This is a genomic window from Streptomyces sp. NPDC037401 (genome assembly GCF_055602345.1).
In genome coordinates this window covers 296,048-313,109 of sequence record NZ_JBVJWO010000004.1, presented here as the reverse complement: position 1 = coordinate 313,109, position 17,062 = coordinate 296,048, and the positions used below count along the sequence as shown (strand labels likewise).

15 protein-coding genes are annotated in these 17,062 nt (G+C 72.7%); 7 read left to right on the top strand and 8 right to left on the bottom strand.

Translation table 11 applies throughout. The features are described from left to right. Positions 1 to 368 precede the first annotated feature (368 nt). The 3 genes from ACZ7H1_RS05660 to afsR form a co-directional block, all read right to left on the bottom strand. Positions 369 to 1,154: a class I SAM-dependent methyltransferase gene (locus ACZ7H1_RS05660; RefSeq protein WP_470784005.1), complete on the bottom strand. Its 786-nt coding sequence runs from the start codon at positions 1,152 to 1,154 to the stop codon at positions 369 to 371. Between the two features lie 249 nt (positions 1,155 to 1,403). After that, the gene (locus tag ACZ7H1_RS05655) at positions 1,404 to 1,619 is read right to left on the bottom strand and encodes a hypothetical protein (protein WP_470784003.1); all 216 of its coding nucleotides are present in this window, start codon (positions 1,617 to 1,619) and stop codon (positions 1,404 to 1,406) included. 227 nt (positions 1,620 to 1,846) lie between these two features. Further along, positions 1,847 to 5,038 (bottom strand): SARP-family global regulator AfsR, encoded by a 3,192-nt coding sequence (gene afsR, locus ACZ7H1_RS05650; RefSeq protein ID WP_470784001.1) that lies wholly within the window; start codon positions 5,036 to 5,038, stop codon positions 1,847 to 1,849. 208 nt (positions 5,039 to 5,246) lie between these two features. Between afsR and ACZ7H1_RS05645 the strand changes: the two genes are divergently transcribed. Continuing rightward, positions 5,247 to 6,473, top strand: coding sequence for an amidohydrolase family protein (locus ACZ7H1_RS05645; protein ID WP_470783999.1), 1,227 nt, complete (start codon positions 5,247 to 5,249; stop codon positions 6,471 to 6,473). Positions 6,474 to 6,591: 118 nt separating this feature from the next. Here the strand turns inward: ACZ7H1_RS05645 and ACZ7H1_RS05640 are convergent, their stop codons facing one another. The 4 genes from ACZ7H1_RS05640 to ACZ7H1_RS05625 form a co-directional block, all read right to left on the bottom strand. Further along, entirely contained in the window at positions 6,592 to 7,776 is a 1,185-nt protein-coding gene (locus ACZ7H1_RS05640) for an ABC transporter permease (protein ID WP_470784025.1), read from the bottom strand. A gap of 65 nt (positions 7,777 to 7,841) precedes the next feature. Next, positions 7,842 to 8,525 (bottom strand): ABC transporter ATP-binding protein, encoded by a 684-nt coding sequence (locus ACZ7H1_RS05635; RefSeq protein WP_470783997.1) that lies wholly within the window; start codon positions 8,523 to 8,525, stop codon positions 7,842 to 7,844. Further along, the gene (locus ACZ7H1_RS05630) at positions 8,522 to 9,646 is read right to left on the bottom strand and encodes a peptidoglycan-binding protein (RefSeq protein WP_470783996.1); all 1,125 of its coding nucleotides are present in this window, start codon (positions 9,644 to 9,646) and stop codon (positions 8,522 to 8,524) included. The genes ACZ7H1_RS05635 and ACZ7H1_RS05630 overlap by 4 nt, the downstream gene beginning before the upstream one ends. Further along, on the bottom strand, positions 9,643 to 10,191 hold the full coding sequence (locus ACZ7H1_RS05625; RefSeq protein WP_470783994.1) for a hypothetical protein: 549 nt from the start codon (positions 10,189 to 10,191) through the stop codon (positions 9,643 to 9,645). Before ACZ7H1_RS05625 ends, ACZ7H1_RS05630 begins: the two co-directional genes overlap by 4 nt. Positions 10,192 to 10,321: 130 nt before the next feature. Here ACZ7H1_RS05625 and ACZ7H1_RS05620 point away from each other — a divergent pair, with 130 nt between their 5' ends. Together ACZ7H1_RS05620 and ACZ7H1_RS05615 are read left to right on the top strand one after the other, a co-directional pair. After that, a complete protein-coding gene (locus tag ACZ7H1_RS05620) occupies positions 10,322 to 10,981 on the top strand; it encodes a response regulator transcription factor (protein ID WP_470783993.1) in 660 nt (219 codons plus the stop codon). Beyond that, positions 10,981 to 12,183, top strand: coding sequence for a sensor histidine kinase (locus ACZ7H1_RS05615; protein WP_470783991.1), 1,203 nt, complete (start codon positions 10,981 to 10,983; stop codon positions 12,181 to 12,183). The genes ACZ7H1_RS05620 and ACZ7H1_RS05615 overlap by 1 nt, the downstream gene beginning before the upstream one ends. A gap of 79 nt (positions 12,184 to 12,262) precedes the next feature. Here the strand turns inward: ACZ7H1_RS05615 and ACZ7H1_RS05610 are convergent, their stop codons facing one another. Next, positions 12,263 to 12,703 carry an NUDIX hydrolase gene (locus ACZ7H1_RS05610; protein WP_470783990.1) on the bottom strand — a complete coding sequence of 147 codons (441 nt, stop codon included), beginning with the start codon at positions 12,701 to 12,703 and terminating at the stop codon, positions 12,263 to 12,265. A 78-nt stretch (positions 12,704 to 12,781) separates the two neighbouring features. Between ACZ7H1_RS05610 and ACZ7H1_RS05605 the strand changes: the two genes are divergently transcribed. From ACZ7H1_RS05605 to ACZ7H1_RS05590, 4 genes are all read left to right on the top strand, one after another. After that, complete coding sequence (locus ACZ7H1_RS05605) at positions 12,782 to 13,615, top strand: L,D-transpeptidase family protein (RefSeq protein ID WP_470783989.1); 834 nt, start codon at positions 12,782 to 12,784, stop codon at positions 13,613 to 13,615. 123 nt (positions 13,616 to 13,738) lie between these two features. Beyond that, on the top strand, positions 13,739 to 14,686 hold the full coding sequence (locus ACZ7H1_RS05600) for a TIGR03619 family F420-dependent LLM class oxidoreductase (protein ID WP_470783987.1): 948 nt from the start codon (positions 13,739 to 13,741) through the stop codon (positions 14,684 to 14,686). Between the two features lie 28 nt (positions 14,687 to 14,714). Then, positions 14,715 to 15,500: an SDR family NAD(P)-dependent oxidoreductase gene (locus ACZ7H1_RS05595; protein ID WP_470783986.1), complete on the top strand. Its 786-nt coding sequence runs from the start codon at positions 14,715 to 14,717 to the stop codon at positions 15,498 to 15,500. Positions 15,501 to 15,605: 105 nt separating this feature from the next. Further along, a complete protein-coding gene (locus tag ACZ7H1_RS05590) occupies positions 15,606 to 16,733 on the top strand; it encodes an LLM class flavin-dependent oxidoreductase (protein ID WP_470783985.1) in 1,128 nt (375 codons plus the stop codon). Positions 16,734 to 17,062 lie beyond the last annotated feature (329 nt).

The following is a 17,062-nucleotide window of genomic DNA, read 5'->3' as shown; positions in this document are numbered from 1 at the left end:
GAAGCGGAATCGCGAAGCGACGCGACGACGAGGAACGAGGAGGAGCGCCCTTGACGGGCCGGCCCGGCACGGACGGACACTCAGACATGCGGGCAGACCACGGAGAACCATCCAAACCCCGACCCACCGGAAACACGCCCCCATCACCGACCCGCCGTCACGCTGACTGCAGCAGGACTCGGCTCCGCCGAGGGGGCGGGTGGGCAAACACTGGCAGGCAGCGGTCTGCTCGGGGGAAGAGGGCGGACGCAGCGGAGCGCCGACCCCGGCCCCGCCGTCGTGCCGATCGCCGTCCGGACCGGCTCCGCCGAGGGGGCGGGTGGGCAAACACTGGCAGGCAGCGGTCTGCTCGGGGGAAAAGGGCCGACTCAGCGCGGCGCCACGCGTCGGGCCAGGAGGAGGCGCCAGCGGGGGGATCCGTCCGGGCGGCGGCCGAGCGGCTCCAGGGGGGTCAGGGTCACCTCGAAGCCCGCCGACTGCAGGTCCGCGCGCACCCCGCTCAGGGGGAACGTGCGGTAGTACATGACGAACGGCGGCCGCCACAGCGCGTTCCGCACCCGCATCACGCCGTCGAAGCCCAGAGTCATCCAGTACAGCGACGAGCTCATCGGCAGCGGCGCGCCGATCGGGAAGGCGAACAGCCCGCCGGGCCGAAGCGACTTGTGGACCTCGGCGAACAGCCTGGGCCGTTCGCTCGGCAGGAAGTGTCCGAAGGCACCGAACGAGACCGCCAGGTCGAACCGGTCCGCGAACGGCAGGTCGAGCGCATCCGCACGCACGAACTCCACCTCCGGACGCGCAGCACCCGGACGCGCAGCACCCGCACCCGGACCCGCACCCGGACCCGCACCGGCATCCGCGTGCGCCGCCCGCGCCTGCGCGAGCATTCCCGCGCTGAGGTCGACCCCGGTGATCCGCCGGGTGCCGAGCTGGCGCAGGACCCCGACTCCCGCCCCCGTACCGCAGCAGACGTCCAGTCCCGCTTCGAACGGCCCGTACGGCCGCAGGGCCGTCGCCGTCGCCTCCAGGAAGCGGTCTGGGGTCCGGAACGGCGTGTGGTCGAACTTCGGGGCGAGCAGGTCGTAGCCACGCTCGATGGAGGAGAAGGCCTGCACGGCCAGCTCGCGCACGGTGGGTCCCTCGGAGGTGAACACATTCACCACACTAGGCCTTCCCCGTGCCGCCCACCTCACCTCACCCGGCACCTCACCCGGCACCTCACCCGGCACCTCACCCGGCACCCCGCCCCGCACGCATGCGGCGGCCGCGGTGGCTCCCCCTCCGGGCCACCGCGGCCGCCGTCCCCCGTGCATCCCCCGTGTTTCCCCCGTGCTCCCCCGTACCCCGTCCCTCCCCGCCCCCGCTCCCCCCGGTGCGGCTCAGGGCGGGCAGCAACGGCGGGATTACTTCGGGAGGCTGCCCGCGTGGTTGTCCATGGTCTCGATCGTGTCGCCGACCGGGTCGCCGACCACGCCCGCTTCGCCGACCTCGCCCGCCGGGTCGGTCTTCGTGGTCACCTTGCCGCCCGCCGCGTGGTTGTCGAGCGGGTTGATCTCGATGCCAGCAGCGTGGTTGTCCAGCGGCTTGATGTCGCCGTCGTTGATGATGTTCTCGCTCATCGCTACTCCCGTGATCGTCGGTGCACCCGTTGCGGGTTGGGCCCGTTCGGCGATTCCCCCGAGGACCGCCGAACGGGCACCCCAGGGCCGTACACCCTAGTGGCACGGCCTCACCGCGACCCGCCTGCCCCCCGATGCGACGAGTCGATGACTTCATGGTGGCGGGCGGCGATAAACGAACGATGAACGCGGCGCACGAGTGGGACCGTGCGTTGAACCGATCCGGCTCAGCGCACGTACAGAAGGGCCCGGACCACGGCCAGTTCGGGCGTTCCGAGCCGTGTGTGGATGGCCTCCGCCTCCCGCCAGCAGGCCCTGGCCCGGTCCGTCTGGTCGAGCCGGGTCAGCGCCTTGCCCAGGACGGTCAGCATCAGCGCCCGCCGCCACTCGCCACCGATGCCCCCGCGGGCGATGGCCTGTTCCGAATGCGCGGCGGCCTCCGCGGCCCGGCCCGCGGCCAGGTGCAGTTCGGCCAGCCGGTAGTACGTCGTCCCTTCCCACAGCGGCTGCCGGTTGTCGTGGAACAGCGACAGCGCATGGGTCAGTTCGGCCAGCGCCTCGCCCAGCCGGCCGGCCTGTGTGAGGGCGATGCCCAGCGCGTACCGGCCGTTCGCCAGCCGCAGGGTCAGGCCCATCCGGTCGTAGATGGCGATGCCCTGCTCGGCCAGTTCTATGGCGCTGTTCAGCCGCCCCAGCTCCACGTGGATGCGGGACAGGTTGCACAGGGCGCTGGCCTCGCCGACGTGGTTGCCGTCCGCGCGGAAGTTGTCGATGGCCTCCTGGAGGTACCGCTCGCCGTCGGCGTACCGGCCCTGGTACAGCGCGATGATCCCGCGGTCGTTGGACGCCCAGCAGCTGGGCAGCCGGTCTCCGGCCTCGCGGGCCAGCCGCGTGGCCTGGCGGGCCTCGGCGTCGGCCTCGTCGGACCGCCCGCTGATCAGCAGGACGTTGGTGAGCGTCGTCCGGGCCCGGCCCTCGGCCCAGGGGTCCGCGGCGCCCTGCGCCGCGTCGCGGATGGCGCGGGCGGCGGACTCGTACTGCTTGGAGTTCGCACCGGACTCCGCCAGGTCCTTGGCGGCCCACAGCAGGTCGACGGCGCGCCGCAGCACATCGCCGCCCCGGCCCTGGCCACCAGGGCCCCCACCCTCACCCCCACCCTCACCCCCACCGGCTGCCGCTGCCTGCCGGACGCACGCCAGCAGCGGGTTCGCCTCGGCGTAGAGCCAGTCGAGCGCGGCGTGCCGGTCGGCGAAGGACAGGCCCGGATACCGGGTCGGGGACAGGTGCGCGACCAGGCGGTCCCCGGGGCGCTCCAGGGCGTAGACCTCCGCGGCCGTGGCGAGGTAGAAGTCCAGCAGCCGGGAGAGGGCCGCGTCCCGTTCGGCCGGGGGCTGCTCGTCGCGTTCGGCGCACGCACGCGCGTAGAGCCGTACGAGGTCGTGGTACCGGTAGCGACCGGGGGCTGCCGACTCCAGGAGGGAGCAGTCGACCAGGGCCTCGAGCAGGTCCTCGGTCTCGTGCTCCGGGAGGTCCAGCAGGGCGGCGGCCGCGGCGAGCGAGACGTCCGGGCCGTCGGCGAGCCCGAGCAGCCGGAACGTGCGCGCCTGGGCGGGTTCGAGCTGGCCGTAGCCCAGCTCGAAGGTGGCCTTGACGGCCAGGTCGCCCGCCTGGAGCTCGTCCAGGCGGCGCCGCTCGTCGGCGAGCTTGGCCGCGAGCACGGACACGGTCCAGGTGCGGCGCGCGGCCAGTCGGGAGGCGGCGATCCGGATGGCGAGCGGCAGGAAGCCGCAGGCGCCGACGACGTCGAGGGCGGCCTGCCGCTCGGCGCCGACGCGTTCCTCGCCGACGATGCGGGTGAAGAGCTGGAGCGCCTCGTCGGGGCTCATCACGTCGAGGTCGACGAGGTGGGCGCCGGCCAGGCCGGCCATCCGGATGCGGCTGGTGACCAGCGCGGCGCAGCCCGCGGTGCCGGGCAGCAGCGGACGCACCTGGGCGGCGTCGCGGGCGTTGTCGAGGAGGACGAGCACGCGGCGGCCGTCGAGGGTGGAGCGGTAGAGCGCGGCGCGCTCGGCGGCGGAGTCGGGGATCGCGGTGTCGGGTGTGCCGAGGGCGCGCAGGAACGAGCCGAGGACGGCTTCCGGTTCGGCGGCCCGGTGGTCGGTTCCCTGGAGGTCCACGTACAGCTGGCCGTCGGGGAAGTGCGGGCGGGCGGCGTGCGCGACGTGCACGGCGAGCGTGGTCTTGCCGACGCCGCCGATGCCGGCGAGCGCGGAGACCGCCATGACCTGCCCGTCTGTGCTCGCGGCGGACAGGATCTCGCTGAGTTCGGAGACGAAGGCGGCACGTCCGGTGAAGTCCGGCACGGTCGCGGGGAGTTGGGCGGGTCGCACGGGGATGGGTGCGGCGGGTGTGGCCGGTTCGGCGACGCGGGCCAGTTCGGCGTCGGCGCGCAGGATCCGCCCCTGGAGCTCGGAGAGCTCGGGGCGCGGGTCGACGCCGAGTTCCTCGGCGAGCAGGCGGCGGGTGTCGGCGTACACGGCGAGGGCTTCGGCCTGCCTGCCGCTGCGGTAGAGGGCGAGCATGAGGAGTTCGCGCAGCCGCTCGCGCAGCGGGTGCGCGGCGGTCAGGGCGGTCAGTTCGGAGACGGCCTCGGCGTGGCTGCCGACTTCGAGGTCGAGGTCGAGGCGGGTTTCGAGCAGCTGGAGCTGCCATTCGGCGAGGCGGGTGCGCTCGGTCTCGGCGTACGGGCCGGGGACGCCGGCGAGGGGTTCGCCGTCCCACAGGTCGAGGGCGCGGTTGAGCAGGGTGCGGGCCTGGCCGCGGTTCCCGCCGGCGCGGGCCTTCTCGGCGGCGGCGGCGATCTCACGGGCGACGCCGAGGTCGAGGGCGGCGGGGGAGACGCGGATCGCGTAGCCGCCGGACTCGCTGACGAGGACCCCGGGGGCGAGGACCTTGCGCAGTCGGGAGGCGTACGTACGGATGGCCGCGAGGGCCTGGGAGGGCGGGTCCTCGCCCCAGATGGCGTCGATGAGCTCGGGTGCGGTGGCGGTGCGGCCGTCGCGGAGCAGGAGGGCGGCGAGGAGGGCGCGCTGCTGGGGGGAGCCGGGGGCGAGCAGTTCGCTGCCGATCCAGGCGCGTACGGGTCCGAGCACGGCGAACCGCACTCCGTCCGACGCGGCAGCCGTACCGGCGTCCGTAGGGGTGCCGGCGTCAGTAGAGGTGCCGGCATCCGTGCTGGCATCCGTGCTGGCATCCGTGCTGGCATCCGTACCGGCATCCATGCCGGTGACCGGCGCAGTGACCGGCGCAGTGACCGGCGCAGTGACCGGCGCAGTGTCCGGCGCAGTGTCCGGCGCGGCGACCGGTGTCCCGACCTCGGGGTGTTTCCGCTGCTGCGGAATGGGCGGTATGCCGTCCATCCGGTTCCCCCCTTGCCTTCCGTTACGGCGTGCGCACGGTCAGTCTGCCCTGTCTCGGGCGGGTGCGTCAGCCCGGGAGGGGCAGGGCGCACAGGGGCACGGCGTCCCTTCCGCTCCCCGTCCGCTCTCTGTCCGCCATCGGTCCGCCCTCCGTCCGGTCACCGCAGACTAGCTGACGGTTCGTCAGATCGACGCTACCGTGGTCGTCATGGAGACCTTCCCGAAGATAATCTCGGTGGACGACCACACGGTTGAGCCTCCCCACGTCTGGCGGGACCGGCTCCCGTCCAAGTACGCCGACGTCGCCCCGCGCGTCGTGCGGGCACCGCTCAAGGAAATGACCTTCATGGGCGGCAGGTTCGCGCCCGTGATGGGCGCGCAGGGCGACGACGGTCCGATCGGCGACTGGTGGGTCTACGAGGACCTGCACCGCCCGCTCACCCGCCTCGACACGGCCGTCGGCTACGACCGCGACGAGATCAAGCTGGAAGTCATCACCTACGAGCAGATGCGCCCGGGGTCCTTCTCCGTACCCGAGCGGCTCGCGGACATGGACGTCAACCACGTCCAGTCGGCCCTCTGCTTCCCCACCTTCCCGCGCTTCTGCGGCCAGACCTTCACCGAGGCGCGGGACCGCGAGCTGGGACTGCTCGGCGTACGGGCGTACAACGACTGGATGGTGGAGGAGTGGTGCGGGCCCGAGGCGCACGGCCGCCTCATCCCGCTCACCCTGATCCCGCTGTGGGACGCCCGCCTCGCCGCCGCCGAGGTGCGCCGCAACGCCGCCCGCGGGGTCCGTGCCGTCGCCTTCTCCGAGATCCCGCCCCACCTGGGGCTGCCGTCCATCCACACGGACGAGTGGGACCCGTTCCTGGAGGCCTGCAACGAGACCGGCACGGTCATCGCCATGCACATCGGCTCCTCCTCCAAGATGCCCTCGACCTCGGCGGACGCGCCGCCCGCCGTAGGCTCGACCATCACCTTCGCCAACTGCTGCTTTTCGATGACCGACTGGCTGATGAGCGGCAAGTTCGAGCGCTTCCCCAACCTGAAGATCATGTACGCGGAGGGCCAGATCGGCTGGATCCCGTACATCCTGGAGCGCGCGGACGTGGTCTGGGAGGAGAACCGCGGCTGGGGCGGTGTCGCGGACAAGGTGCTCCGCCCGCCGTCCGAGCTGTTCGCCGAGCACGTCTACGGCTGCTTCTTCGACGACGCGTTCGGCCTGAAGAACCTGGACTCGATCGGCGTCGGCAACGTCCTCTACGAGACGGACTACCCGCACTCGGACTCGACCTGGCCGAAGTCCCGCGAGGTCGGCGAGGCCCAGATGGGCCACCTGGACGCCGGGGTCGTCGACCGGATCGTCCGCCGCAACGCCATCGACCTGCTGGGCCTGACCCCGGACGGTCTCTGGGCGGGACCGGGCGCGTAAGGGGCGTGGAGCACGTGTGCGGCCGCATGCGCGGACGCGCGGGTTCCCCGTCCTCCCGGCGGGACGGGGAACCCGCGGCCGTCTGCGTCGTCTACGCCAGCCGCGCCAGCCGCGCCGTCTACGCCGCCTGCAGCGCCAGCGTGGGTGACAGGCGGGCCGCGCGCACCGCGGGGTAGAGGCCCGCCACCGTGCCGATGGCGAGTGTGGCTGCGAAACCGCCCGTGACCGCCCACAGGGGCACCACCCACGGGAGGCCGGCGGAAGCCGCGTAGACCGCGACCGCCGCAGATCCCAGTCCGATGCCCGCCAGGCCGCCGAGGCCCGACAGGAGGAGGGACTCCGTCACGAACTGGATGCGGACCTGGCCCTTGGTCGCGCCCAGGGAACGCCTCAGGCCGATCTCGTGGCGTCTCTCCAGCACCGAGATGATCATGGTGTTGGCCACGCCGACCCCGCCGACCAGCAGGGCGATGCCGCCCAGGCCCAGCAGCAGGGTGCTGAAGGCGCCCTCGGTGGCCGCCTTCGCCTGGAGCGCCGCCGACGGATCGGTGACGGCGACGTTGCGCGGGTTCTGCGGGTTCACCGTGGCCGGGATCAGGTCGCGGACCGACTGCACGGCGCCGTCCGCCGAGCGCTCGTACAGCGCCGTCGGATGCCCGTCGAAGTCCAGCAGCCGCTGCGCCGCGTCCCAGCCGACCAGGGCCGACCGCTCGATCTCCGGGGCCAGTGGTACGGGTTCCAGGATGCCGATCACCGTGAAGTACCGGCCGCCGATGAACACCTGCTGGCCCGGCTCCGTGATGCCCAGCCGCCGGGCCGAGACGTGGCCGAGGACGACGGAGGGGTAGCGGGACGTCGCGCCGTTGAGCCAGCTGCCGCTGCCGATCCGTGCCCGCAGGGTCTCCAGGAGCCGTTCCTTGGCGGCCTTGACCGCGATGCCTCCGGTCTCGTCCTCGGAGATGTTCTCGCTGCGCCGGACCGTGTGCGGGACGTCTCCGGTGGTGCCGATGCTCTCGACGCCCGCGAGGCGCCCCAGCATGCCGGGGGACTCCTTGGGCAGCTTCGTGTCGTCACCCGAGTACATCGACTCGCCAGGGGTCACCACCATCATGTTCGTCCCGAGCTTGTCGAGCTCCCGCAGCAGCTTGGCCTGGCTCGACGAGGAGATGCCGACGACGGCGATCATCGTCGCGATGCCGAGGGCGATGCCGAGGGCCGAGAGCACCACCCGTGCCGGGCGCGACCGCAGCCCGGCGGAGCCCACGTGCAGGACGTCGCGCGGGGACAGGCGCGCCAGGCGCAGCTGCCGGGCCCGGCGGCGGGACCCGCGCGCGGCCGGGCGGTCGCCGGCACCCGTCCCGTAGCCGCTCACGCCACCGCCCCGTTCCGGACGTCGGCGACGATCCGGCCGTCCCGGATCCGGACCTGCCGCGGCAGGCGCTCCGCGATGTCCTGGTCGTGCGTGATCACGGCGATGGTCGCGCCGTCCCGGTTGAGGTCGTGCAGCAGCTCCACGACCTGCTCGCCGGAGGCCGTGTCGAGTGCTCCCGTCGGCTCGTCGGCGAGCAGCAGGTCCGGTTCGCCCGCCACGGCCCGGGCGATCGCCACGCGCTGCTTCTGCCCGCCGGAGAGCTCGTGCGGGCGGTGCCGCATCCGGTCGCCCAGGCCCACCCGCTCCAGCGCCTCCGTGGCCCGCCGGTGCCGCTCGGCCCGCGAGAGGCCCGAGTACAGCAGGCCCTCGGCGACGTTGTCGACGGCGCTCACACCGGCGACCAGGTGGAACGACTGGAACACGAAGCCCACGTGCCGGGCCCGCAGGGCGGACAGCGCGCGGTCGGAGAGCGCGGCGACGTCGTGGCCGGCGACGGCGACCGTCCCGGCGGTGGGCCGGTCGAGCGTGCCCACGATGTGCAGGAGGGTGGACTTGCCGGAGCCCGACGGGCCGACGATGGCGAGGAGTTCGCCGCTCTCGACGGTCAGGTCCACTCCGCGCAGGGCGGCGACGCCGCCGGGGTACTCCTTGGTCACGGCGGTCAGTTCCACGACGCTCATGTCTGCGGCACCCCCACCTTCATGCCTTCCTTGAGCGCGCCGCCCTTCACCTCGACGCGCCCCTGGCCGAACATGCCGAGTTCGACCCTGACCTCGCGGGCCGTGCCGTTCTCCACGACCTGGACGCCGAAGCCCCCGCCGCTCAGCGCCAGCAGGGCGTTCACCGGTACGGACAGCACGTCCTTCGCCGTCTCGCCGGTGAGGCCGACCGACACCGGGGTCTGGTCGGGTGCCTCGACCTTGCCGGGGTCGGTGAAGGCGACGGTCACTTCGACCTTCGGCTTCTGGTCGCCACCCGCACCGCCTCCGCCCCCGCCCCCGATCGCGCCTCCGCCGTCCCCGCTCTTGGCGGTCCGGCCGATCGACTCGATGCGGGCCTTCGCCGAGGAGCCGTCGGGCAGGGTGACCGTCACCCGGTCGCCGACCTTCGCAGCCCCGGCCTGCGCCACGTCGAGCTTCACCCGCACCACGCGCTCGGTGGCGGTCAGCGTCAGCACCGGTTTCCCCGGCGCCGCCTGGTCGCCGACGGCGGAATCCGCCGACTGGACGCGCTGGGGCCCGGCCGCGAAGGCGATGTCCGCGGGGCCGATGCGGCCGGTCTGCTTCAGCTTGTGGGACTTCTGCCACCGCTTGACGGCCGCGACCGTGCCGGCGGTGAACTTGCCGTCGTCGGGGTCGAGACCGGTCCCGAAGCCGAGTGCCTGCATGTTCGCCTTGAGCTGCTTGATGTCCTCGCCCTTGTCGCCGGACTCCATGGTCCGGTACACGGGCGTCGAGCCGTACAGGAGCCGGACCGCGCGCCCGTTGACCTCGTACAGCCGGTCGTCCCGGCGGAGTTCGCTCCCCTCGCCCGCCACCCGGGTCAGCACGCCCTGGGTGCCGGGGTTGAGCTTGCGCTCCTCGGCGAAACCGAGCGTGCCGTCCACCTGGACGCCCGTACTGAGGTCGCCGCGGGTGACGGGCGCGGTCCCGGGCGGCAGGGCGCCGGTGTGGCGCTCGCTGCCGCCGTCGCGGTCGTCGCCGTCCCCGCCGAGCCGGGGCTGCGCGGTGACCACGTACCCGCCGCCGACGGCCACCAGGGCGGCCACGGCGGCGATGAGCAGTTTCCGCGGAGACCTCACCGGTTGTCCCCGGCGTTGCACTTCTCCAGCGCCTTCTTGAATTCCGCGTCCTTGCCCTCGGGTATGGACGGTGCCTGCATCATTCCGCCGTCCCACTTCGGGTCGGGGAGGTCGATTCCGTTCTTGCGCATGCACTGGACCCACTTGAGGTGGTCGTCCTTCTCCTGCTGCGTGGGGCCCTTGCCGCCGCCCCGGCCGGTACCGCTGCCGCAGGCCTCCAGGGCCTTCTGGACCTTCTTCGGGTCGGCGCCGCCGCCCAGGGTCATGGCCCGCGGGTCCTGGCCGGGCTTGGGGTCGGGGGCGTCGACGCCGTGCTTGCGCAGGCACTGGCGCAGCTTGAGCGCGGCGTCCGCGTCCGCACCGCCGCTGCCGCCGGCGTTCTGGCCGGAACCAGAGCCCGAACCAGAGCTCGAACCCGAACCCGAACCCGAACCCGAGCCCGTCCCGGAACCGTCCCCGCCGCCCGACTGGTCCGTGCAGGCGGTCACGAACAGCGCCAGGCCGGTCAGGGCCGCGGCCGTCGTCATGGTCACGGAGCGCTTCACCAGGTTCTCCTCTGCTGGGGGCGCCGGACGGAAGTGCCGGCGGCCGCAGCCTCGCCCGAAGAGCGGTTTCGTCTCCCTCACCGCGGACCTTTACAACGGCGAAACCTCCGCTTCGGGTAGAGAGGACGGCATGCGTGTTCTGGTGGTGGAGGACGAGGAATTCCTCCGGGAGATGATCGCCGAAGGGCTTCGGCGGGACGCCCTGGCCGTGGACGAGGCGGGCGACGGCCCGGAGGCCCTGCGGCGCCTGCGCCTGGGCGAGTACGACGTGATCGTCCTCGACCGCGACCTGCCAGGCCTGCACGGGGACGAGGTGTGCCGCCAGGTCGTCCGGGAGCGCCTGCCGACGCGCGTCCTGATGCTCACCGCCTCCGGCACCGTCCGCGACCGGGTCGAGGGCCTGGGCCTCGGTGCCGACGACTACCTCACCAAGCCGTTCGCCTACGACGAGCTGCTCGCCCGCGTCCTGGCCCTCGGGCGCCGTACGCGCCCCGCCCTGCCGCCGGTCATCGAGGCCGGCGGCGTCGTCGTGGACACGGCCCGGCGCACCGCGGCCCGCGACGGCCGCCGGCTGTCCCTGTCCCGCAAGGAGTTCGCCGTCCTGGAGGCGCTGGTGCGGGCCGAGGGTGCCGTGGTCAGCAGCGACGACCTGATCGAGCAGGTGTGGGAAGAGGACACCAGCTACTCCACGAACGCCGTCCGGGTGACCCTCAGCAAGCTGCGGGCCAAGCTCGGCGAACCGCCCGTGGTCGAGACCGTGCCGGGCTCGGGCTACCGGATCGCCGGGTGATGCCGGGCAGCGAGCGCCTCCGGCTGACGGCCCTGTACGGCGGTCTGCTGCTCCTCGCGGGCGGCGGGCTCGTCGCGCTGGTGAACGTACTGGTCCGGGACGGTCTCGCCGCGAGCATGAGCGGGGTGGTGCGGACCGTGAGCCCCGCCTACACCGGTCAGCCCACCGAAGGGCAGAAGGTCTGGCGCGATCCCGTACCGGCGCAGACGCTGCCGCCGGGCTGGCAGATGACGCCGGAGAAGCTCAAGCAGTACGCCTTCACGCAGAACGTCTCGGATGCGGTGACGGAGGCCGCCCAGGACCGGCTGCTGGTGGTTTCGCTGATCGCGCTCGCGGTCTTCGCCGTGCTGTCGGCGGGGCTGGCCTGGTGGATGGCCGGCCGCGTGCTGCGCCCGGTGGGAGTCATCACCGAGCAGGCGCGCCGGCTGTCGGGCGAGAACCTGCACGAGCGGATCGGGCTGAAGGCGCCGCCGGGAGAGCTGAAGCGGCTGGCGGACACCTTCGATGCGATGCTCGGGCGGATGGAGCAACTGGTCGGTGCGCAGCGCCGGTTCGCCGCGAACGCCGCCCACGAACTGCGTACGCCGCTGGCGGTCCAGCGGGCCGCGGCCGAGATCGGGCTGGCGGGGAATCCCGGCCCGGAGCGTGTGGCCCGGATCCGGGCCAAGCTGCTGGACGTCGCGCGGGACAGCGAGCAGCTGATCGAGGGGCTGTTGCTGCTGGCCGTGTCCGAAGAGGGGCTGGAGTCGGCGGAGCGGGTCGCGCTGGACGAGGTGGTCGCGCGGGAGCTGGACGCGTGCGGGGAGGCGGCCGGTCTGCAGCTGGAGCGCGACCTCGCTCCGCTCGCGGTGCGGGGCGAGCCGGTGCTGCTGGGCCACCTCGTGCGCAATCTGGTCGCCAACGCCGTCCGGTACAACCGCGAGGGCGGCCGGGTCGCGGTGTCCACGGGCCCCGGCGGGCTGATCGTGTCGAACACCGGCCCGGTGATCCCGCCCGAGGACGTGCCCAGGCTCCTCGAGCCCTTCCGCCGCGGTGCGGAGCGCCGTCACGCTCCCGGCGAGGGTGCGGGCCTGGGCCTGTCGCTGGTGGTGTCGATCGCACGCGCCCACGGTGCGCAGCTGTCCGCCACCGCCAACCCGGCTCCGGGCGGCGGCCTGACGGTCCGCCTCGGTTTCCCGCCCGAAGGGGACGCCGGGAGCTGACCGGCCCGTCCCGGCCCGTCCCGGCGCGCCCCGCCTCAAGACCCCCCGCCTCAAAGCCCCCGCCTCATAGCCCCCCGCCTCAGCGCACGAGGCCGAAGTGGACCGGCGTCTGGGCGGTGTCGCCGAGGAGGGTGGGCAGTTGGGGCGGCCACAGGGGCTGGCGCGTGACGGCGAGGCGGTTCAGCGGCCACCAGCGCCAGTGGGCGTCGGGGGATTCCGGGACGGGCTCCCGGTGCGGGCCGGCGGTGATGAAGATGTGCTCGCGCTGGCGTACGGGGACGCCCTGATGGGTGAAGTCGTGCTCCCAGGTGCACAGAAGCCGTTCGGGGGCCAGATCGGTCCAGCCCGTCTCCTCGCGCAGTTCGCGCAGGACGCACTCCTCGGGGCTCTCGCCGGGGTCGAGGCCGCCGCCCGGCGGAAGCCAGTGCAGGCCGACTTCGACGTTGTGGGAGCGGAAAAGGAAGACGGAGCCGTGAGGCGAGACGATGACGATGCGTGCTGCTTCTCGTGGTGTCCGCATCAGGGAAGGGTAGACACGCAGCCCCGGGTGGTTCAACGCTAAATTGACGAGAAAGGGCTATGTGTACGGTTTGTGTCGATGAGTAAGCATGCCCAGAAGCGTACGCGCCCCCGCCTCACCCGCCGCGGGCGGCTGGTCTACACGGCCGCCGCCGGGGCGGCCCTCGTGGCGGCCACCGGCTGGGCGTACGCCGTCCAGGACGGGGGCCGGCCGCAGCTCTCGGCCCAGCTGGGCGGCGACAGCCGCAACACCGAGTCCGGGCAGGGCGCTGTGGCGGAGGCCGGTGGCGGCCGTGAGGGCCACGGCGGCCGGGGTGTGCACCGGTCCCGCCGGATCCCCGACATCAGCGACGCGACCCGGGCCGCGATCCCGAAGGACTCGCGGCAGGTCGTTCTGGTCACGGGCCGGAGCAAGGACTCGTCGTACGCGACCGTGACGCTCTACAGCCGCGACGAGGGCTCGCAGGACTGGGTGCCGGGCGACAGCTGGCCCGCGCGCAACGGTGCCAAGGGCTGGTCGGCGCACCGCACCTACGGCGGTCTCCAGTCGCCGGTCGGGGTGTTCTCCCTCACGGACGCGGGCGGGCTGCTGGCCAGGCCGCCCGGGACGAAGCTGCCGTACGACCGCGCGGGCGCGTTCACGGCGACCGGGCGCGGGGTGGAGGGCGAGTCCCTGGCGGGATCCTTCGACTACGTCGTCGCCATCGACTACAACCGCAGGCCCGGTACCTCGCCGCTGGACCCGGTCAAGCCGGAGGGGGAGGCGAAGGGCGGCAACATCTGGCTGCACGTCGACCACGACGGGCCTTCGCAGGGCTGTGTCGGGATTCCGAAGCCGGCCATGAAGAAGGTCCTCCAGACACTCGATCCGGCCCTCCGGCCCGTCGTCGTGATGGGCCCCGCCGGCCACTGACCGCCGCGACCGCTCGTGCGCGCCTTCCGCGACCGGTCCTGCCGCGACCCTTGCCTGACGATCCGTCAGGTATGACGATGGGCTCCTCGGAATCCATATGACTAATCGTCAGGTGAGGGCCTCATGGCGCGTGTGTTTCCGGAAGGCCGGCTGGTCTACGGGATGCAGCTTCCCGTCCAGTCGCAGAGTTCCATCTACGCCGAGCCCTGGGAGGCCGGGGCCGGTCCGCAGGACCTCGTGGAGATCGCACGGGCCGCCGACCGGGCCGGGTTCGGCTACCTGGCCTCCTGCGACCACGTCGCCATCCCGCGGCGGCTCGCCGGGGCGATGAGCACCGTCTGGTACGACCCGGTGGCCACCCTGGCCTTCCTGGCCGCGGCCACCGAGCGCGTACGCCTGCTCAGCCACGTGGCGATCGTCGCGCTGCGGCACCCGCTGATCAGTGCCAAGCAGTACGCGACCCTCGACCACCTCTCCGGCGGACGGCTGATCCTCGGCGTCGGCGCCGGGCACGTGCAGGAGGAGTTCGAGGTCCTCGGTGTGGACTTCGAGCGCCGCGGGGCCGTGCTCGACGAGTGCCTCGACGCGCTGCGGGCCGCGCTCGGCCCGGAGGAGTTCCCCGAGTTCGAGGGCGGCCGGTTCGCCTTCAGGGACCTCGGGCAGCTCCCGCGCCCGGCGCAGCAGCGGGTCCCGGTGTGGGTGGGCGGATCCTCGCCCGCGGCCGTGCGCCGGGCCGCCGTCCGAGGTGACGGCTGGCTCCCGCAGGGCGACCCGCGCGACAAGCTGCCCGCGCAGATCGCGCGGATCCGGCAGCTGCGCGCCGAGGCCGGGGTCGGGACGCCCGTCGAGATCGGGGCGATCACCGAGGCGCTGTACGTGGGCGAGCCGGGCTGGGACACCGGCCGCCGCACGCTCACGGGCAAGCCGGAGGCGCTCGCCGAGTCGCTGCGCGGCTACGCGGAGCTCGGCGTGGACCAGATCCAGGTGCGCTTCCGCAGCCGCGACCTGGGCGAGCTGGTCGACCAGATCGCCGCCTTCGGCGCCGAGGTCGCGCCGCACCTCAACGACTAGCCGCACCTCAACGACCAGGAGGTACGTCATGGGCAAGCTGGACGGGCGCGTCGTCGTCATCACCGGGGCGGCGCGCGGCCAGGGCGAGCAGGAGGCCCGTCTCTTCGCGGCCGAGGGGGCGAAGGTGCTCCTCGGCGACGTGCTGGATGCGCAGGGCGAGGCGGTTGCGAAGGAGCTGGGCGCGGACCGGGCCCGGTACGTGCACATGGACGTGAGCCGCGAGGAGGACTGGGCGGCGGCGATCGCGGCGGCGAAGGAGAGCTTCGGCGCCGTCGACGGGCTGGTCAACAACGCCGGCATCCTGCGCTTCAACGAGCTGACCTCGACCCCGCTGGCGGAGTTCCAGGAGGTGGTGCAGGTCAACCAGGTCGGTGCGTTCCTGGGGATCAAGAGCGTCGCGCCCGAGATCGAGGCGGCCGGGGGCGGGACCATCGTCAACACGTCCTCGTACACCGGGCTGACGGGCATGGCCTACGTGGGGGCGTACGCGGCCACGAAGGCGGCGATCGTCGGCCTGACCCGGGTCGCGGCGCTGGAGCTGGCGTCGCGCAACATCCGGGTCAACGCGATGTGCCCGGGTGCCGTGGACACCCCGATGGCGAATCCGGGGCTGCTGGATCCGGAGAACCTGACCGACGAGGCCAGGGACGCCATGGCGGAGCTCTACAAGCGCGTCGTGCCGATGGGCCGGGTCGGCCGCCCGGAGGAGGTCGCGAAGCTCGCCCTCTTCCTGACCGGCGAGGACTCCTCGTACATCACCGGTCAGCCGTTCGTCGTCGACGGTGGCTGGATGGCCGGCGTGAGCATCCTCTAACCCGTTTCTGATGGGGTGTCAGGTATTGACGCCCCCACTGCTCGGTGGAACAGTCGACGCATCGAATCTGACGGGACGTCAGAAACTTAAGGATGGTGAACCCCCTTGGAATTCGGGCTCTTCGTGCAGGGATACGTGCCTGAGGCGCGTTCCAAGGTCGACCCCGCGGCGGAGCACAAGGCGCTGATCGAGGAGACCGAGTACGTCATCCAGGCCGACAAGTCCGGGTTCAAGTACGCCTGGGCCTCGGAACACCACTTCCTGGAGGAGTACTCGCACCTGTCGGCGAACGAGGTCTTCCTCGGCTACCTCGCCCACGCCACCGAGCGCATCCACCTCGGCTCGGGCATCTTCAACCCGCTCGCGCCCGTGAACCACCCGGTCAAGGTGGCCGAGAAGGTCACCATGCTCGACCACCTCTCCAAGGGCCGCTTCGAGTTCGGCACCGGCCGCGGCGCGGGCAGCCACGAGATCCTCGGCTTCCTCCCCGGCATCACGGACATGAACCACACCAAGGAGATCTGGGAGGAGACCATCGCGGAGTTCCCCAAGATGTTCCTCCAGGAGGAGTACGAGGGGTTCCAGGGCAAGCACTGGTCGCTGCCGCCGCGCAAGATCTTCCCCAAGCCGTACGGCAAGGCCCACCCGGCCATGTGGTACGCCGCCGGCTCCCCGTCCTCGTACGCCATGGCCGCGAAGAAGGGCCTCGGCGTCCTCGGCTTCAGCGTCCAGAAGGTCTCCGACATGGAGTGGGTGCTGGAGCAGTACAAGACCGCCATCCAGGAGGCGAAGGCCATCGGCGCGTTCGTCAACGACAACGTCATGGTCACCTCGACGGCGATCTGCGCCGAGACCCACGACAAGGCCGTCGAGATCGCGGTCAATGCCAACATGAACCGCTTCCAGTCGCTGGTCTTCCGCTACCACGACACCTTCCCGCGGCCCGAGGCGATCCCGCAGTGGCCCGAGACGCTGCCCGAGTACAACGCCGAGATCATCGAGCTGCTGATCGCCGAGGAACTGCTCATCTGCGGCGACCCGTCCGAGGTCCTCGCCCAGTGCAAGCGCTGGGAGCAGGCCGGCGCCGACCAGCTCTCCTTCGGCCTGCCGACCGGGGTGTCGCACGAGGACACGATGACCACCATCAAGCTCCTCGGCGAGCACGTGATCCCGAAGATCGACACGGACCCGGTCCACCGCACGACCCGCTTCCGCGAGGCCGCCGACGTCTGAGCGGTACTCGAAGGAAGGGGGGCGGCGTCTTCCCGGACCGCCGCCCCGCACCGGCCCCGGCCGGAGGTCATGCCGAGGCCGCGGCCGGCCCGGCGACCTCCGGCCGGGGCGAATCCGGGTCTGGGCTTGGCGGGCTGAGATTGCCCGCAGGGCAGTCTCAGCCCCGCCGGCGTTTGAGGCGCGGGGTCCGGGGCGGAGCCCCGGGGGGGGGGGGGGGGGGGGGGGGGGGGGGGGGGGAGGAGGGCGGGGGGGGGGGGGGGGGGGGGGGGGGGGGGGGGGGGTGCGGGAAGGACTGTCGGGTGGGTGAACACCAAGGGCAAGGGGGCGCA